This window comes from Flectobacillus sp. BAB-3569 (assembly GCF_002270355.1).
In the GTDB taxonomy this organism is placed as follows: Bacteria; Bacteroidota; Bacteroidia; order Cytophagales; family Spirosomataceae; genus Flectobacillus; species Flectobacillus roseus.
Genome location: NZ_NJFZ01000129.1, coordinates 1 through 1,354, shown reverse-complemented (window position 1 = coordinate 1,354; position 1,354 = coordinate 1). Strand labels below are relative to the sequence as shown.

Annotated in this window: 2 pseudogenes; both read left to right on the top strand. The window is 42.5% G+C overall.

Features of this window, described 5'->3' with window-relative positions:
• Positions 1-245 (top strand): annotated as a pseudogene (gene rsgA / locus BWI92_RS26660) (GTPase RsgA); the annotation flags it as partial.
• An 89-nt stretch (positions 246-334) separates the two neighbouring features.
• A pseudogene (locus BWI92_RS26655) lies at positions 335-1,354 on the top strand (DUF11 domain-containing protein); the annotation flags it as partial.

Sequence of the window (1,354 nt, the reverse complement as noted above, 5' to 3'; positions counted from 1 at the left end):
TCTTAAAACCTCAGAGATTTCCAATTTGCCAACAAGGAGTTCATACTACCACTTTTGCCACGATGTTCGAATTGGCAGATAACTCTTTTATTATTGATACGCCAGGTATCAAGAATGGGCTTAATCGATATTGAAAAGAAGAACTTTCTCATTTCTTCCCAGAAATGAGAGCGCTTATGGGAGAATGTAAATTCAATAATTGCCAGCATATCAATGAACCCAAATGTGCTACAAGCCAAGTCTTATCGAGTACGACAACGGCATGGCGTACTGCAGACTGTGATGGAGATGGTGTAACAAACTATGACGAAGCCACAGGTACGATGGTAATCCATTGACGACATCTGACAATACGAATCCACTAAGTGCTTGTAGCTTAAACTTGGGACAAGTGACCTTAGTAGCGACAAGTACTGGCGACTGTGATGGCGATGGCGTAACGAACAAGGATGAGATTAATGGTATCGATGACAATCCATTAACATTGGGTGACAACACGAATCCCAATGATGGATGTAGTTACAACAAGGTAGACCAAGTGATAGGCAATGTAAGTGCAAGCTGGAAAACCTTAGATTGTGATAAAGATGGTAATCCAAACGAAACAGACTTGAATCCACAAGTTGCTACGGCAGTTAATGATGTGTTGACAGCTCCATTTGGGTTGACGAGTACAGTAAGTGTATTATCGAATGATGACTTCTTACCAGTAGCGAGCACTGTTGTTACAAGAACAGGTGGTACAGCAAGTGGAGTAGCAGTATTTGCACCAACGACAGGTGTGTTAAGCTATACACCAACTGTGAGCGAGCCAGGTACAACCGTAACAGTTGTTTACCAAGTATGTAACACCTTGGTTACACCACAGGTATGTGCTAATGCAACAGTAACGATAACAGTACCAGCAGCACCACGTTTAAGTATCGCAAAAGCAGCTCCAAGTGGCTCAATAAATGCCTTTGACAACTTTACTTACACTATTACCGTAAGTAATCTTGGAAGTGCAGCTACAACTGGCACGATTACTGTTAAAGATACATTACAAAGTGGCCTAAGCTTTGTATCATCAAGTACAGCCACAGGTTGGAGCTGTAGTTCGTCAGGCCAAGTAGTAACATGTACACGAACTAGCAGTATTCCATCAGGAAGCAATAGTAGTTTTAGCTTGACAGTAACAGCTTTGAGTAACGGTATCTACCAAAACAAAGCTGGCGTGTATGGCGGTGGAGACCCAGTTGCGATTGACGGAACAACGGCTGCTCAATCTAACATTACGAGCGTATCAGTAGGTCAGTCAGTAGTGAAATTGACTGCGAAAGTATTCTTGCGAGGCGCATACGATACCAATGTAGGA